General features: G+C 45.6%; 14 protein-coding genes and 1 pseudogene. 7 read left to right on the top strand and 8 right to left on the bottom strand.

The features are described 5' to 3' along the window. The first annotated feature begins 106 nt into the window (after positions 1 to 106). Complete coding sequence (locus QT998_RS06405) at positions 107 to 1,507, top strand: gluconeogenesis factor YvcK family protein (protein ID WP_333088991.1); 1,401 nt, start codon at positions 107 to 109, stop codon at positions 1,505 to 1,507. Positions 1,508 to 1,700: 193 nt separating this feature from the next. Beyond that, positions 1,701 to 2,150 (top strand): tRNA (adenosine(37)-N6)-threonylcarbamoyltransferase complex ATPase subunit type 1 TsaE, encoded by a 450-nt coding sequence (gene tsaE, locus QT998_RS06410; RefSeq protein ID WP_333114755.1) that lies wholly within the window; start codon positions 1,701 to 1,703, stop codon positions 2,148 to 2,150. Between the two features lie 40 nt (positions 2,151 to 2,190). Here tsaE and QT998_RS06415 read toward each other — a convergent pair. The 3 genes and pseudogenes from QT998_RS06415 to QT998_RS06425 all read right to left on the bottom strand — a co-directional run bounded on the left by QT998_RS06415 (position 2,191) and on the right by QT998_RS06425 (position 4,430). Then, a pseudogene (locus QT998_RS06415) lies at positions 2,191 to 2,532 on the bottom strand (DUF5615 family PIN-like protein). A gap of 3 nt (positions 2,533 to 2,535) precedes the next feature. Beyond that, positions 2,536 to 2,859 carry a DUF433 domain-containing protein gene (locus QT998_RS06420; protein WP_333114757.1) on the bottom strand — a complete coding sequence of 108 codons (324 nt, stop codon included), beginning with the start codon at positions 2,857 to 2,859 and terminating at the stop codon, positions 2,536 to 2,538. A gap of 248 nt (positions 2,860 to 3,107) precedes the next feature. Next, positions 3,108 to 4,430 carry a dihydroorotase gene (locus tag QT998_RS06425; RefSeq protein WP_333114759.1) on the bottom strand — a complete coding sequence of 441 codons (1,323 nt, stop codon included), beginning with the start codon at positions 4,428 to 4,430 and terminating at the stop codon, positions 3,108 to 3,110. Positions 4,431 to 4,676: 246 nt separating this feature from the next. Here QT998_RS06425 and lepB point away from each other — a divergent pair, with 246 nt between their 5' ends. After that, complete coding sequence (gene lepB / locus QT998_RS06430; protein ID WP_333088983.1) at positions 4,677 to 5,288, top strand: signal peptidase I; 612 nt, start codon at positions 4,677 to 4,679, stop codon at positions 5,286 to 5,288. Between the two features lie 142 nt (positions 5,289 to 5,430). On the opposite strand, the gene QT998_RS06435 is transcribed toward lepB, so the two are convergent. Both QT998_RS06435 and QT998_RS06440 read right to left on the bottom strand, forming a co-directional pair. Continuing rightward, positions 5,431 to 6,954: a peptide ligase PGM1-related protein gene (locus QT998_RS06435; protein WP_333088982.1), complete on the bottom strand. Its 1,524-nt coding sequence runs from the start codon at positions 6,952 to 6,954 to the stop codon at positions 5,431 to 5,433. Positions 6,955 to 7,286: 332 nt separating this feature from the next. Continuing rightward, the gene (locus QT998_RS06440; protein ID WP_333088981.1) at positions 7,287 to 8,903 is read right to left on the bottom strand and encodes a glycosyltransferase family 39 protein; all 1,617 of its coding nucleotides are present in this window, start codon (positions 8,901 to 8,903) and stop codon (positions 7,287 to 7,289) included. On the opposite strand from QT998_RS06440, the gene QT998_RS06445 reads away from it, so the two are divergent. Then, on the top strand, positions 8,902 to 9,090 hold the full coding sequence (locus QT998_RS06445; protein WP_333088979.1) for a hypothetical protein: 189 nt from the start codon (positions 8,902 to 8,904) through the stop codon (positions 9,088 to 9,090). The two genes, QT998_RS06440 and QT998_RS06445, sit on opposite strands and share 2 nt — an antisense overlap. 366 nt (positions 9,091 to 9,456) lie before the next feature. Continuing rightward, the gene (gene recA, locus QT998_RS06450; protein WP_194011709.1) at positions 9,457 to 10,572 is read left to right on the top strand and encodes a recombinase RecA; all 1,116 of its coding nucleotides are present in this window, start codon (positions 9,457 to 9,459) and stop codon (positions 10,570 to 10,572) included. 172 nt (positions 10,573 to 10,744) lie between these two features. Here recA and QT998_RS06455 read toward each other — a convergent pair whose 3' ends face one another. Further along, complete coding sequence (locus QT998_RS06455) at positions 10,745 to 11,467, bottom strand: hypothetical protein (protein ID WP_333114762.1); 723 nt, start codon at positions 11,465 to 11,467, stop codon at positions 10,745 to 10,747. Positions 11,468 to 12,063: 596 nt separating this feature from the next. Between QT998_RS06455 and QT998_RS06460 the strand changes: the two genes are divergently transcribed. Together QT998_RS06460 and QT998_RS06465 are read left to right on the top strand one after the other, a co-directional pair. Next, positions 12,064 to 12,537 carry a Coq4 family protein gene (locus QT998_RS06460; RefSeq protein ID WP_333088974.1) on the top strand — a complete coding sequence of 158 codons (474 nt, stop codon included), beginning with the start codon at positions 12,064 to 12,066 and terminating at the stop codon, positions 12,535 to 12,537. A gap of 30 nt (positions 12,538 to 12,567) precedes the next feature. Then, positions 12,568 to 12,795 (top strand): response regulator transcription factor, encoded by a 228-nt coding sequence (locus QT998_RS06465; protein ID WP_194011712.1) that lies wholly within the window; start codon positions 12,568 to 12,570, stop codon positions 12,793 to 12,795. Between the two features lie 198 nt (positions 12,796 to 12,993). Here QT998_RS06465 and QT998_RS06470 read toward each other — a convergent pair whose 3' ends face one another. After that, positions 12,994 to 13,890, bottom strand: a complete 897-nt coding sequence (locus tag QT998_RS06470) for an alpha/beta fold hydrolase (RefSeq protein ID WP_194013030.1) — start codon at positions 13,888 to 13,890, stop codon at positions 12,994 to 12,996. Positions 13,891 to 14,237: 347 nt separating this feature from the next. Continuing rightward, positions 14,238 to 15,680, bottom strand: coding sequence for a D-alanyl-D-alanine carboxypeptidase/D-alanyl-D-alanine endopeptidase (dacB, locus tag QT998_RS06475; RefSeq protein ID WP_442921942.1), 1,443 nt, complete (start codon positions 15,678 to 15,680; stop codon positions 14,238 to 14,240). Positions 15,681 to 15,712 lie beyond the last annotated feature (32 nt).

Here is a 15,712-nt window from a genome sequence, read left to right on the forward strand (position 1 = left end):
CATGACTAATAATTTAATGACTTAAATAGACTGCCAGAATCAAAACTCTCTTGTATTGTAAATTTGTCAGATTGAGCTGTTCCAATACCCTTAAGACTAATTAACCATGTCAATTAGTTCATTTCCTAAAGCCCTTCGCGTCTTGGCTAAAGCCAAGCAGGTTATTGCCCATTCCAAAAATCCTTACCCCCCTTCTTTGCGGAACGGGCGAGTTCACCAGTGGTTTAAGTGGTTGGCCCCCGGACTGTTGGTGAAACGGTGGCTGCTGATCAGTGCTAGCGGTGTGGTGCTTGCCACCTTGGGTTTAGCGATTTGGACTGGGATGACTCCAATTTTTTTCTTGTTGCAATTGTTGAAAAATTTTTTGACGTGGATTGCAGAAGTTATTCCCAATTACGTGTCGGGGCCGGTCGTGATTGCTGGCGGGATTTTGTTAATTCTGTGGGGGCAAACTCGCAGTTTGAACTCTATTACTCAAGTGCTGATGCCGGAAGGGAATGAGGAATTGGTCGATCGACTCCTCAACCACCGCCGCTTGCATCGCGGCCCAAAAATTGTGGCAATTGGAGGGGGTACCGGGCTTTCTAATTTGCTCAGGGGATTGAAGGAATACAGCGCCAAAATCACTGCTATTGTCACGGTGGCGGATGACGGCGGGTCTTCCGGGCGACTGCGGCGGGAAATTGGGGTGCTGCCGCCGGGAGATATTCGCAATTGTTTGGCGGCCTTGGCAGATGAGGAAAAGTTATTGACTGAGTTATTTCAATATCGTTTTCAGGCCGGTGACGGTTTGGTGGGCCACAGTTTTGGGAATTTGTTTTTGACGGCGATGAGCGATATTGCGGGAGATTTGGAACAGGCGATCGCCGCGAGTTCTAAAGTTTTAGCGGTTAGGGGAGAGGTGCTGCCGGCTACTCTGAGCGACGTTTCTTTGTGGGCAGAACTGGCTGACGGCAGGATAATTCAGGGGGAGTCCAGCATTACCGAAGCTAACGGAAAAATCGTCAAAATAGGCTGCATTCCTGCTAATCCTCCCGCTTTGCCCAAGGTGGCGATCGCGCTGAGGGAAGCGGATTTTATAATTATTGGGCCGGGGAGTCTTTATACGAGCGTGATTCCGAATTTATTGGTGCCGGAAATTGCCGAGGCGATCGCCCGCAGCGAAGTTCCGCGCATTTATGTGTGCAATATTATGACTCAGCCGGGAGAAACTGACGGATACAGTGTTGCAGATCACATTCGGGCGATCGATCGCGCTTGCGGCCGGCCCCTGTTCGATGCTGTAGTAGTTCAAGGAAAAGTCCCTTCTGCAAAAGCCTTGATCCGCTATTCTCAGGAAAATTCCTATCCCGTAGTGCTCGATAGAGAAGCCGTAACGCAATTGGGCCGGCGAATAGTCATCGCAAATGTCATGGATGAAGATAAAAATACGGGTTTAATTCGCCACAATTCTCAAAGGTTGGCGGGAATGTTGCTGCGTTGGTACGGCCGCGCCCAGAACATTTAAGCTGTTGAGTGTTAACTGTTAGCTGTTAGCTGTTGACTGTTGACTGTTAGCTGTTAACTGTTAGCTGTTAACTGTTAACTGTTGACTAACAACTGAGGGCGGCCCCGCACCATCCACCGCCCCAACTAACAACTAACAACTAACAACTAACAACTAACAACTAACAACTAACAACTAACAACTAACAACTAATATGATACTTTCTCTTCCTGATTTTGAGGCTACGCGCAAGTTTGGTGTGGCGTTAGGTCGATCGCTCCCCGCCGGCACTGTAATCTTATTGCAAGGAGATTTAGGAGCCGGCAAAACCACCTTAGTGCAAGGTATCGCTGAAGGTTTGGGAATCTCCGAATCTGTGGAAAGTCCTACTTTCACCCTGATTAACGAGTATTTTGCAGGGCGAGTTCCGCTGTATCATCTAGACTTGTATCGACTGGAACCAGAAGAAGCAGAGGCTTTGCACTTAGAAAGTTATTGGGACGGATTAGAAATGGATTTGGGAATTGTGGCGATCGAGTGGGCGGAAAGATTGCCGTACAAACCAGATAATTATTTGCAAATTTATCTGAGTTATTGCGATAGCGGGCGGGAAATTGAAGTGATGGGGAATGGCGATTTATTGGATTGGCAATGGAAAAATTGAAAAAGGGCGATTCCCTACGGGATAGCTACGCTTCACGGACTTACTGCGGCGGGCGGTTGACTCGAATCAATTTGCCTCTCAAAGTTTCTTCACCAGCAATAGCATCATTGATGCGTGTTGCCAACATTTCTACATTCCGATTTTTGGTACAAACAATAATACCAGCGTGGTCTGGCTGTCAGTTGTGCAGTCCGATAAAATCAAACCGATTTAATGTCAAAACAGCTCTATCTTTGCTTATAGCAAATGCTAGCACCTCTGGATCGGGAATCCCAAGTCCTGCTTTTCCTGCTTCCTGAACAGTCAGGACATTGTGACCAAAAGCGCGCAACAATTGGACGACTGGCAAAGGAAATTGTTCGTCTGCATACAAATTCAGCATGACTCAGGCTTCCTCATTCTTGCAGATTGCTTCTTCGATTTCCTCCAGATGTGCATCAGCATAAGTCCAAACATTCACTAGATCGGCAGCGCTGAGATGGGGATAAAATTGTAGAAGTTCAGAATCGCTTGAACCTTCACGGCGAAAACTTTCAAGCAGCCAAACTGGGATGCGAGTTTTGGCGATACAAGCATCGCCACCGCACACATCGGGAGTTTTCGTAATTCCCGGCCAGCTATGGTTCAAACTTTGGGTTAACAGCCGTATTGCTTCAGCTTTTTTCGTCGGATTTAAGGCAAGAAGTTGTGTTTCTAATTCTGGGAGCATAGGTAATATCGCCTTTAAAATAAGAGAATATATTCTGATTATTTTAGCACAATTGTTATTTTCACTGAAGTAGTCAAGTAGGGTGCGTCAGTTAGGCATAATTTCGCCAAAAATTCACAATCTCATTCTGACGCACCAACGAATAAATAAATGGTGCATCAGAATCAGATTTTCAGTGATAATTGACAATTCCCTTTTCTGACGCAGCCTACCCCTGACTGGGTTTGTTACAAAACTCCTATGCAGGTTTACTCGCCATCAAATCTCAAGGCTTCTCCCCTGACATTTGTATCTAATTTGCCGTTCTCAAAAACAACTTTTCCTCCCACAACAGTCACCACGGGCCATCCCGTCAAATTCCAACCTTCAAAGGAACTCCAGCCGCACTTGCTAGCCATTTCTTTTCCGACAACTGGGCGGTAGTTATCCAAATCTACTAATACCAAATCCGCGTCAAAACCTGGAGCAATTTTCCCTTTATTCGGAATCTTATAAGCCTTAGCAACTGCCGCCGACATCCAATGAGAAACTTGCGCCACTGTACATCTTCCTTCTACTGCTTGCGTCAGCATCAAAGGCAAAGAAGTTTCGACTCCCGGCATTCCAGACGGCGTATTCGGATAATCTTGAGCTTTTTCTGCTAATGTATGCGGCGCGTGATCTGTGGCGATAAAATCAATTACGCCGTCGAGTAAAGCTTGCCAAAGTATTTGGTTGTCTTTGGGTTCGCGCAAGGGCGGATTCATCTGTGCTAAACTGCCGATTTTCTGATATGCACCGGTATTTAACAACAAATGCTGTGGCGTAACTTCTGCTGTTACCCAACTCGGTTTTTCTTGACGCAAAAACTCGGCTTCATCGCCTGTTGAAAGGTGCAGGATGTGCAGTCGGCGCTGATATTTTTTAGAAAGTTTTACGGCTAGTTGAGTGGCTAACAAGGCTGCTTGATTGTCTTGAATTTGCGAGTGTACGGCGACATCGGAAATGCCGGCAAATTCCTGACGGCGCTGATTGATTCTAGCTTGATCTTCGGCGTGTACTGCAATTAGCCGATCGCCCTTAGCAAAAATCTGCTCTAAAGTTGCTTCTCCATCCACCAATAACTGGCCGTGCATCGAACCCATAAATACCTTAATCCCCGGAGTCGGATTTGCATCCAACAAGTCCGGCAAATTCTCCGGCGTTGCACCAATAAAAAAGCCGTAATTGACCAAACACTTCTGGGCAGCGCGCCTTAGTTTATCATCTAAGGCCGCTTGGGTGGTAGTTAAAGGTCGCGTATTGGGCATTTCTAAAAACGATGTCACGCCGCCTTTAGCGCAGGCACAACTAGCGGTAAACAAGTCTTCCTTGTGTTCCAAACCCGGTTCGCGGAAGTGTACCTGCGGGTCAATTACTCCGGGTAACAGAGTTAAGCCGATCGCATCTATTTCGCGATCGGCTGACTCGGCAATTTCAGGAGCAACCCGAACAATTTTGCCATCGCTAATTAGTACGTCCCCTACCAAAAACTCGCCGTCTGGTAACAGAACGCGAGCGCGGCGGATTAACAAATTTGATGTGGTCGGCATAAGTTATAATTTAGAACGGTAATGTGTGTGGAAACCTCCAACAAGTTTATCCTTAAAACAGTTGGAAAAATAGTAATAAATCTAACTAGGTTTGGGAAAATTTTTAATTTGTCGGGTGCAAATTGGGTGCCTTACTCAACGACATAGTATAAAAACTTACCAGTCGAACACAGATTTGGCGGGTTTCCTCAAAAAAACTCCGAATTAAGTCTATAATTTATATCCAGCTCAGTGACTTAAATACTTATGACTCGTTTAGACAAGTCAGCCGACGACAAACCCCCGCAAAATACCGACGAAAATCCTTGGATTGAAGGAATTAAGACGATCGGCTTAGCAGCATTCTTGGCCTTTGGCATCCGCACCCTAGTTGCAGAAGCTCGCTACATTCCTACCGGCTCGATGCTCCCAACTCTACAAATTAACGATCGGTTAATTATAGACAAGGTGAGCTATCGATTCCAAGACCCCCACCGAGGAGATATTATCGTATTTATGCCTCCCGATTCGGCGAGTTTGTGCACGGGACAGCCGCCACCGATCAAAGATGCCTACATCAAGCGAGTTATCGGGCTTCCGGGGGACACTGTGGAAGTCAAAGACGGAAAAGTTTTTATCAACAAGCAACCGCTACAGGAAAAGTATATAGAAGAAATTCCCAATTATCCCTACGGGCCTGTAGTTGTATCTCAAAATTCTTACTTGGTGTTCGGCGACAACCGCAACGCAAGCTGTGACAGCCATTATTGGGGCTTTGTACCGAAGCAAAATATCATCGGTAGGGCGATCGTCCGTTTTTGGCCTCTCAACCGTACAGGCTCGATCGATCCTACGCCGCTTTATCCCGCCAAAAATTAGCTACTATTCAAATCCTCGGCGGTTTCAACCGCCGGGTTTGTGAGTTAATGCGTGATATCAATTTCGGTTGCATCAGTATTGTTCAAACCGTCAACAGTCAAAAATAAACAGTTAACCGGAACAGCTTATCATTGCAGCAGATTTAATATGCTGTTTCGCGATCGATCGCTTTCACAACTTTGTTATACATCTCCTCTGCTTCTTGCGGCGAATTGCCGATACTCGTCAATCCCAATTTACCAAACTCCGACAAACAACCCATTAAATGAAACACGCTCCCCGTCTCAGTACCGCTATCAAAATGCAGTTGATTGTCAGCAATAATATCCATCAAATCGTTCGGTAACAATCCCCGATACCGCTCTTTTTTCAAATTGTCCGAAGCGACATAATATTTAGGACGGCCCTGCTGGCTGTAAAACAATCCCGTAGTGCGATCGTAACGACCGTTTGTTAACAACTTCAAAGCCATAAATGGATGAGTTGTTCCTCCTTTCCGCAAATTAATTTCTATTGCTTGAATATCCCATGTGCCGTCATCTTGTCGCACGGCAACAACATCGACTCCAAATCGCTCTAAAGCACCTTTATCAGCTAAATTTTTCCCCACTTTCCATCCCAATTCTTGCAACTCCAGCCGATAGGATTCATCAGCCGGAAATTCGCAACCCAAGAAAATTTGATTGTCCGGGCCTCCTAAAATCTGGTCGTGGGTTGAGAGAATCTCTACTTCGCCGCTGGGGACGATTCGACCTTGAACGCTGGGCGATCGCTTTTCTTCTCCTTCAATAAATGCTTCGGCAATTGCCCCTAACTCGGGAATGCGGCTGCTGAAATTTTCCCAGGTTTCGCCTGTGGATTGAAAGCGCAAATTATGGAAGCTATCGCCAATTGCTTTAACTCTTTCTGGCGGCGCTTTACTTGCGATCGGCTTGAGGTTTAAAATTGCATTTCCTTCCCCCGAAAAACCTTCATTTAATTTAATTACTATCCGCTGCAAATGCGGCTGCCTTTCCCACAAATCGGCCGCAGCTTCCGCTAAATCTTCCGCATTCCAAACCAACTCGGAACCGTCAGGATAAGCCACGCCACATTCTTTAAAAATCTGCCTGCTGCCGCTTTTGGTTCCCCAGTAATGCAGATCCGGATCGCTGCCCCACAAAGGAATTCCCAATTTAACAGATAACTCACGTTCCAAAGCCGTCGAGTTGTAACAAACCATATAAGATTTTGTCGGCCGCACTGCTTGACGGATGCGCTCCATCAACCGGGGGCGGTCTAAAATTTTCTGAGTCAGGGATTTAGCAGAAGCATCGTAAGCACAGAACAGCAAAAGGCGATCGCGCGCGTGAGAAAATGGAATACCAGGGAGCAATTGTAGGTAATAATCCACAATCATTGGGTGCAGCGGTTGCGAGGTAATGTAAATTAAGCGCGTGCGGGGATTTCGCAGGCGAATTAATGAAAATAAATGCCGCTCTTCATAGTGGTAAGCACCCTCAACTTTCTGCATTTCTTGCTGGTCTAAGCTGAGAGACGGAATTATGATGATGTCACAATCATCGCTGTCAAATTCTTCGCTCGCTCGCCAATGTTCGCGTAATTGTGTTTGAAGATTGCGAAATTGCTGTGCGGATTCCGAAGATGAATTTTTTAACTCTTTCATGGCGTTTAATCCTAATGATTCAAATAATGTTTGCTAATAGTGTAGGGTGCATCATCCCAAATACCTGAGACAACTCAAACAGTTTTTTTTGACGCACCTGATGGATTATTGAGGACACAAATCCACAATAGTGACTTATATTATATTCCGTCAATTATCTGTAATAAAAATTATTTGTAGTGAGGAATGCAAGTCCTTTGACGAATGCGGACTAAAGTGCTCGCTACGAACCAATTTTATTATGTCGTTCGATATGACACGATCTTCAGGTGCGTTTGTTCCAATATTTGAGGCAAATCAAACATATTTTTGCTGACGCACCCTAGGGATAACTAAGAAGCTCGCCGCACTCGAAAAAGTCTGGCATATTCCAATATAGGTTCTAGTCGCTGTTGATTTTGCTTGAGTGCCGAGATCAATTTTTCCGAAGGGCGGAATACGAGAGGAGCCGAATATCTTTTCAGCATTTCCATATCTGGCGACTGGCTCAGCAGCATCAGCCGTACATCTTTGTCAAGCAAATAACTCAGAGAAAGCAAATCTCCCATGTTAGTAAAATCATTCCCGCGATCGCTAATTACAATTGTATCTTTAATCGACCTATTAGCTATCGCCTCTTTGTTAATATTTTTCGCAACTTCAGCATTAAAATAGCTCAAGTCTTTGCTCCACGAAGTATCAGAAACCGCACTGAGCGTACAGGATGCTATACTTGCTGTAAATATCCCGGCTAAAACGACTTGCCAAAACCGCTGCTGAGTTTTCAGATGACTCGCGAGCAAGTAAGCCACTGCTAGCTGCACTCCCGGAAAGCAAGAAATGAGATAGCGGCTGACGGCGGAACGTTTGCCACCGAGAATTAGATCGGGTAAAGCTAGTATCAAAAAAGGTACAAAAATTGATGTTAAAATAAACAGCTTAGTTGAATTGCTAGTTTGGCGACATATTTTGTAAAGGGCTGCCGCAATTAATAGCAAAAATGGCAATCTTAGCAGATAAGTCCAGATATTGTCAAAGCCGAAGTCGAAGTCAAAAAATAAGGCTGTAAAGCTGAGAGTCCACAATTTTGCTAGATACAGCCAACCAGGAGATACTCGCGTCCAATCTGTCGTTGCTGAGGCTCGTTGGAGATTGGTCGCCAGCACGTAAATCCATGGCAGATACAAGATTAAAGCTGCTGTTACTGCTAAGAAAAATTGAGAATTAGTGAGGTGACTTCGCAATTTCTTTTTTTTAACAAACAGCCAGCAAGAAATTATAAAAACTCCGTGTCCGATGAGTGTTAAACTGAAGAAAGGGTGAGTGTAGAAGCCGATCGCGATCGCGAGCGAGTAATAAGCCCAATTTTGCCAGCCCCGCAACCGCACTGCTCTCAACAACAGCCAACTGCTGCCAATAACTACGGCTGTCAGTAAACTGTACTGCCTTGCTGTCTGGGCAAACAAGATGTCAAAGGGAGATAAAGCTAACAGTGCTGTTGCTACTAACTGCACATTTTTTGAGGCGAAAAGTTCCTGAGCTAAAGCGTACATCAAAGGCAGCGACAGTAAACTCAATATGGCTGGCAAACTGCGGGATGCTGCTAGAGAACTGCCAAATTGCTGCATCCACCAACGAGCCATGAGAAAGTACAAAGGCGGATGTTGTGGGTCTTCTAGTGCTAAAGAACGAATTGTATCTGCTGCTGTACTTCCCGGTTTGATCCGCTGATATTTCTGCAATTCTGGTGCGGGAATAATTCGGTTTTGGAATAGTTCGTCGTCGATTTCTTGCCTGGTGAAACCAGCGGCGCGGATTGATGTGTAAACTTCGTCGTGCCAGTAAAGTTTGCGATCGAGCTCGAAGAACCGAAATCCGATTCCTAGTAAAATGCCGATCGCCAATAAGCCGATCGGCCACCGGGAATTTTGAGAATTAACAGATGTGTCTTGAGGTGTTGTAGATGCCATGCTTGTCCTTATTGTGGCGATCGATCGTCCTAGAAACAGCGCATATCGACTCTGGGGACGATCGCGCCATTACGCTCAGAAACCGGGTTTTTTAGCTGGTTTGCCTGCTGCAACCCCTGTATTGCTGTGCAAAACCCCGGTTTCTCTCCACCCCCGTTTGGGTTCTGGTAAGCTGCTGTGCATTTAAATTGTATATTTCGACGATCAATCAAAAATCTTCTCCCCCATCTCCCCATCTCCCTATCTCCCATCTCCCCATCTCCCCATCTCCCCATCTCCCCCTCAATCACCATGCACAATTGGGATACACAACAGCTTAAAGAGCGATCGATACCCTGTACATACCCCAACCGACAATAATTCTACCCTCTGCCGGATGCCGAATACATTCTACACAAGAGCCTTGTGGAAGCTGGAGCAGCCTCAAGCAAGCCACCATCAAGAATCTTAAACCAAATCCTCCCAGAACCTCCAGACCCCAAAAATAACTGCTAACATACGTGTTGTACAGTTAATCAACAAGCTCCGCAAGGGGTCTACCCGCGTACCGCAAATGGCAAAAAAAGAAGCTTCTACAAAAACTGCTGAAAACTCAGAAAAGCAAAAAGCCTTAACTTCCGTATTGTCCCAAATCGAGCGCAGCTTTGGCAAAGGAGCGATCGTCCGATTGGGAGACTCCACTCGCATGAAGGTAGAAACCATCCCCACCGGAGCCCTGACACTGGACATCGCTTTGGGTGGCGGTTTACCCAAAGGCCGAGTCATTGAAATTTACGGCCCGGAAAGTTCCGGTAAAACTACTTTAGCGCTCCACGCGATCGCCGAAGTCCAAAAATCCGGTGGTATCGCAGCCTTCGTCGATGCCGAGCACGCCCTCGATCCCACCTACGCCTCAGCATTAGGTGTCGATATTGAAAATCTCCTAGTTTCTCAGCCAGATACCGGCGAAATGGCCCTGGAAATTGTCGATCAACTCGTGCGATCCGTCGCCGTCGATATCGTAGTCATTGACTCCGTAGCCGCCCTCGTGCCCCGCGCCGAAATCGAAGGCGACATGGGCGACTCCCACATGGGTTTGCAAGCGCGCTTGATGAGTCAAGCGCTTCGCAAAATCACCGGCAACATCGGCAAATCAGGCTGTACCGTCATTTTCCTCAACCAATTGCGGCAGAAAATCGGCATAACCTACGGCAACCCCGAAACAACGACTGGCGGTAACGCACTCAAATTCTACGCCAGCGTCCGGCTTGACATTCGCCGCATTCAAAGCTTGAAAAAAGGTACAGAAGAATACGGCAATCGCACGAAAGTTAAAGTTGCTAAAAATAAAGTTGCTCCGCCTTTCCGCATTGCCGAATTTGACATTGTATTTGGCAAAGGAATTTCTACTTTAGGCTGTCTGACTGACTTGGCAGACGAAATGGGAGTAATTACTAAAAAAGGTTCTTGGTACAGTTACAACGGAGACAACATTGCTCAAGGACGCGACAACGTGATTCGGCGCATGGAAGAAAATACCGAATTTAAAGATGAGATCCAGCGGCTAGTGCGGGAACGACTTGATACTGGGGCTGTAGTTTCTGCTAATTCTGTCGCTCCTGTCGAGCCGGATATTGATGACGAGGATATCGATGACGATGAGGATGTACAAGATTTAGAAGAAGTCTAAATTTTGTAGTCAGTAGTCAGTAGTCAGTAGTCAGTAGTCATTAGTCAGTAGTCAGTAGTCATTAGTCAGTAGTCATTAGTCATTAGCAATAGTAGGTTGGGTTTCTGTATTGAAACCCAACCTACTTATTGTATTATTGCTGCGATGGGTTATATATAGCAGTTCTCAACCCTTACTCAGGTAAAGAAACAGGCTGCAAATATTGAGAATTAGCGCGCACGTAACAGCCCTGTCTTGTCAGCAACCAGGGTTCACCGTTGGCAATCGCGATCGCATTTGCTCCCCTGAGTTCAGCAGAAATTGTATCTCGATTCGCGCGGTAAACTCGTTTAATTGCTCCGTTTGGTGTCTGGCGACAGTTGAGTTCTCCATCCCGCGACGTGACTCGCCAAGCTGGCCAAGTTACAGAACCAGAAGTTTCGCTCAACCAAGTATTAGCATTGCTAGCAGTATAGTCGCCGCTGGCATTTGAACGCGGTAAAAGCTCGACCAAATTTACTTTAAATGTCTGGCCAACAGAAGTACAATTTTGTCCTCCTTTCACCTTCCAAGTAACTTCTGCTCCCAACTGGCGGCTCCTTCCAACTTGACGACGGACAATGGCTATATCTCCAGAACAAATAATCTTTCTGCCGGGCCCAGTCGAACTGTCTTTAAAAGTTCCGTTGTAATAGTAAGATCCTGCTGCTCCTTCGGAACTGGTAATTTGAATATTGCCAAAAAAATCGCGATGACCTACTTTTGTAAAATAAAAACCGTTAGGATTGTTTACTTTTTCTGACAAGTTTAAAGTAGTTTTTCTGGTGGTGGGATTAATATAAGTTGTAGCGCTAGCAGCACCGCACCACATTAATGCCAAAACTCCTGCTGAAAACCAAAGATTAACTCGTTTCATGGCAATTCATTTTATGAACTTCTACTTTATTTATAGCTAGCAGGCGCATACTTCACCAGTCCCTCGATCGAGTGTCACTGATTTGAGCGACAGCGCACTCGTATTACCGCCTCGTGGGTTGAGGCTAAACTTCACCCTACTTCACCTCTCTGCAACTCTCTTCACTTCCAAGCACCCGCATCCATCGGTTTGTACCCTTCAACTTCTGACTCATTGCAGGTGCAAATACTTAGCACCAGAATAAAGACATATAGCTTTTCTGTGCTCTGGTATGAGGTACCATCCGGGATCTGGCCTAGGCTAAACCGGGCATAGGCCAAACCGGGCATAGGGCATACTTCACCAAGCTTGAGAACCGCTATATACGTAAGTAGCGGTAACTAACACTAGCCAGATTTTGACAACTGGCAAATTTCAAATCTCAGGCTAGTTGTAAAGAAATATAAAAGGTACGGAAAGTTAATTGCTGTGACTGAATGTACGATTTCTCAACTGAAATGCCAAAAAAATCGTATTGCTTCATCGCAAAAATGAACTGGATCGAGACGAATTTATTTTGCCATAAACTTAAATCCTTGTAGGAGGAAGAATCAATCATGGCTGACGGTCAATTAGACGTTATATTAAAGATGGCTCAAACAATTAATCCTCAAATTGAGAGCGATCGACATTTTGAAATAGATTTGGACAAGTTGCGGCAACTGCCGGCAGGAACGTTAGGCCACTCAGTGGCGCGATTTCTTGACGAACAAGGGTTTGAGCCGATCGCCTCGGGAGACTGGATTCAGCGCAACCACGATGTTTGGCACGTTTTGACTAATCTTTCGCCTTCAACAGAAGATGAATTTGTACTGCAAGCGTTTACTCGCGCTCAAGTATTTCGCCCTTCCTGTGCAATTTTAGTGTTAATTGGACTGATCAGCGGCAAATGCGCGATCGGACAAATTATCAAAGGCTTAAAACATGGAAAATTAGCCGCGAAGCTAATTGATTGGAACCCTGAATCGGATTGGGAAACTCCCTTATCTGAAGTCAGAAAAAAACTGGGAATTCTACCATTAATTGATTAGATTTTTAACTCGTTACTGCACTGCAAAACTATGCAAAGCACAATTAACAAACCGGAAATTAGCCTGAGTCCGCGAGAAAGGGCGATCGCCCAATTAGTAGCCCAAGGCCTGCCAAACAAATGTATCGCCAAAAATTTAAATATCAGTCACTGGACGGTTGCTACTTACGTGAAGCGGATTTTTATGAAACTCGGTGTTTGTTCCAGAGCAGCAATGATTGCACTGTTGATTCAAGAAAATTTGCTTTGGGACTCTTAAATAGTAGGGTGCGTCATATCAAATCCTATCTTCATCGGAATAGTAAATTCACTGTTGACTGTTGACTGTTGACTGTTGACTGTTAACAGTTAACATCATGTATGAGTGCAACCGGAATTGATATGACGCACCCTATACGCACTTTAATCCTCATAAAAATTAGAGGACTCGCATTCCGAGCGATCGCTCTCAAACCACCTAGGCCAAAGCCAAAGGACGAGAAGAATTTCTTAAAAAATTCAGCAATTCTCGATTCACCGTTTGCGGCGCTTCCTGCTGAACCCAGTGACCGCAATTAGGGATTAATTTCAACTTAAACGGAGCTGTAATTAACCGATCTAAACCTTCTACCAGTGTGTGGCTTAAAAACGCATCTTCTTCTCCCCAAAGCACCAAAGTAGGCACTGTCACCGGTTCTAATTTCTGTCCCCAATGCCAAAGCCGCTGCGGGTGAAACATTTGCTGGTAATAATTCATCGCCGCAGCTAACACTCCCGGCTTTTCTAAAGCAGTCTGATAAATCTTAGTTTCCTCAGCGCTAAAAGCTCCTTTGCGAATAGCTTGACCCTGAAAAATATTTTGCACAAAATCTTTCAAATTTTGCCGGATCAACCATTCGGGGATGCCGGGAACTTGGAAAGCTAAAATGTGCCAACTGCGCCGGAGTTGGTCTAAATTGCTTGCCATTTCCTGCACTAATCGCTGCGGGTGCGGAGCGTTTAAAATTGCTAAGCGGTTGAGTTTTTCGGGGAATTTTTGAGCTAAATGCCACGCGATCGCACCGCCGCAATCGTGACCCACAATGTGAGCTTTTTTATAGCCGAGGCGATCGATCAAACCGCGAATATCAGCACTCAGCGTATCCAAATCATAACCGCTGGCCGGCTTGTCGGAATCGTTGTAGCCCCGCAAATCCGGCACCACAACCTTGAAATGACGAGCTAAGGCAGGAATTTGATGTCGCCAAGAGTACCAAAACTCTGGAAACCCGTGCAAGAGCACAACGAGCTCGCCTTCTCCTTGGGAAACGCAGTGCAAGCGGATGTTGTTGGTTTCGACAAAGATGTGTTGCTGTTCGGAATCTAAAGACTGCATAAATTAAAAGTTAGACTTATGTTTCGGGAAGTACGGAACCCGCCGACTGCTAGCAGGTGAGTACAAATAAACATTAGATGTGTCGGGCGGGTTTTGCCTCGATTTTCTCGCTTGTATCTCGTGATTCTTAACTCGCGCCCGCCCTACAAGGTACTATTGTTTTTTTGCCATTACTTACTTAGTCGGCTGAAACGACCGAATGGTTTTAATGTTTCTGCTTTTATTCTAGCTGCTTTTCGATCCCCGCTGCTGGAATCTAATTAAACTTAAAACTTGTAGCGTTTTGGAGTCTCTGGTTTTTTAGGTGTAACTACTTATTTCAAATTGAGCGATTGAAATTTGTAGTTTTAACAGCGGCGGAGGCGATTCAATAATAGCACAATTTCGTCAGTTGCCGATCGCAATTTTGAAGATGGCAAGTCAGATTGATTGACGATGATGCTAAACACCAGCGGCTCGTAACTTGGAACTTCGATATATCCCGACAGCGCCGAAACTCCGCTCAAAGTTCCAGTTTTTGCTTGCAAATTGACGCGGCTTGATGTATAATTAAATCTATTTTTTAAAGTACCATTCTCGCCTGCGATCGGCAACGACGCGCGGTAGACAGACGCAGCAGGTGAATTAGCCATCAATCTCAAAGTTTGCACCAAGGCTTCGGGACTAATCAAATTGTGTCGGGAAAGTCCCGAACCGTCGGCTAATATGTAGCTGTTGGGATTTACGCCTAATTGAGTTAAAGCTGTTTTTAACTCCTTCAAACCAGTTTCATTAGTATCTTCTTGTGGCAGAGACATCTTGACTGTGAATTTTCCCAACAATCTCAATAAAACCTCTGCATAAAGATTGTTACTTTCCCGATTAGTTTCCTTCACCAATTCGGCCAGCGGCGGCGATTCAACTGCTGCTAATTCTTGGTTCAAATTGCGAGCAACAGAGGCAACTAAAACTTGTTTAACCGGAATTCCCTCCGCCGTCAAGACTTGTTGAAAATTTTGTAAAAAATTATTGGCGGGATTGACAACTGCAACATAACTTGATTCAGATTCTGCACCAACTTTCAACTGTCCGCTAACTCGAATTGCGGGGCGATCGAACTCCCTGCCAACTTCAAGAAACTCAGATTCGTTGGGGGCGACTGTGACTGAATTGTTCTGAATTTGCCACTGATTGGCTAACTTTGGTTCGGCAAAAGTAACTTTTAGAGGTTGTCCGAGATTCTGCGGGGACAAAACAAGCTCGACCGCGTTTTGATTGAAAATTAAACTGTTAACCGGCGCGCCATAGCCAGCTTGCGCGTCTTCCCATTCCCAATTGCGATTGACTGCACTGCCTTGAAAATAGCTGTCATCGCCAATCAACTCGTTTACTTGACTAATTCCCCGCTGCTTCAACTGCTGCGCCAAGGATTTCAACTGAGGCTCAGCAATGCTCGGATCTCCCCTACCGGCAACGTACAAACTCCCATTTTCGCCGCTGTAAACCGATGTCTTAATCCGAAAATCGGCACCGAGTTTTTGCAAAGCAGCGGCTGTAGTTAGCAGCTTGACATTTGATGCCGGAATGAAATATTTGGTTGCGTCGCGGCTGTAGAGAGTCGCGGTAGAAGATAGGGGTTGAATCAAAATCCCCCAGCGCGATCGGCTAAATTCGGGACGATTGGCGATCGCATCTACTTGCGCCCCCAATTCCCCAGGACAAATATCCCCAGCAACCGCCGACGTTTGCGCGATCGCCTGCGGCGAACGCCCCAGAACTAGGACTAACAAACTAACTGCAATTCCTTTGATTTTCAAAGCGCAATTTCCATAACAATAACTAT

It is taken from the genome of Microcoleus sp. S1D4 (assembly GCF_036700765.1).
Taxonomy (GTDB): domain Bacteria; phylum Cyanobacteriota; class Cyanobacteriia; order Cyanobacteriales; family Microcoleaceae; genus Microcoleus.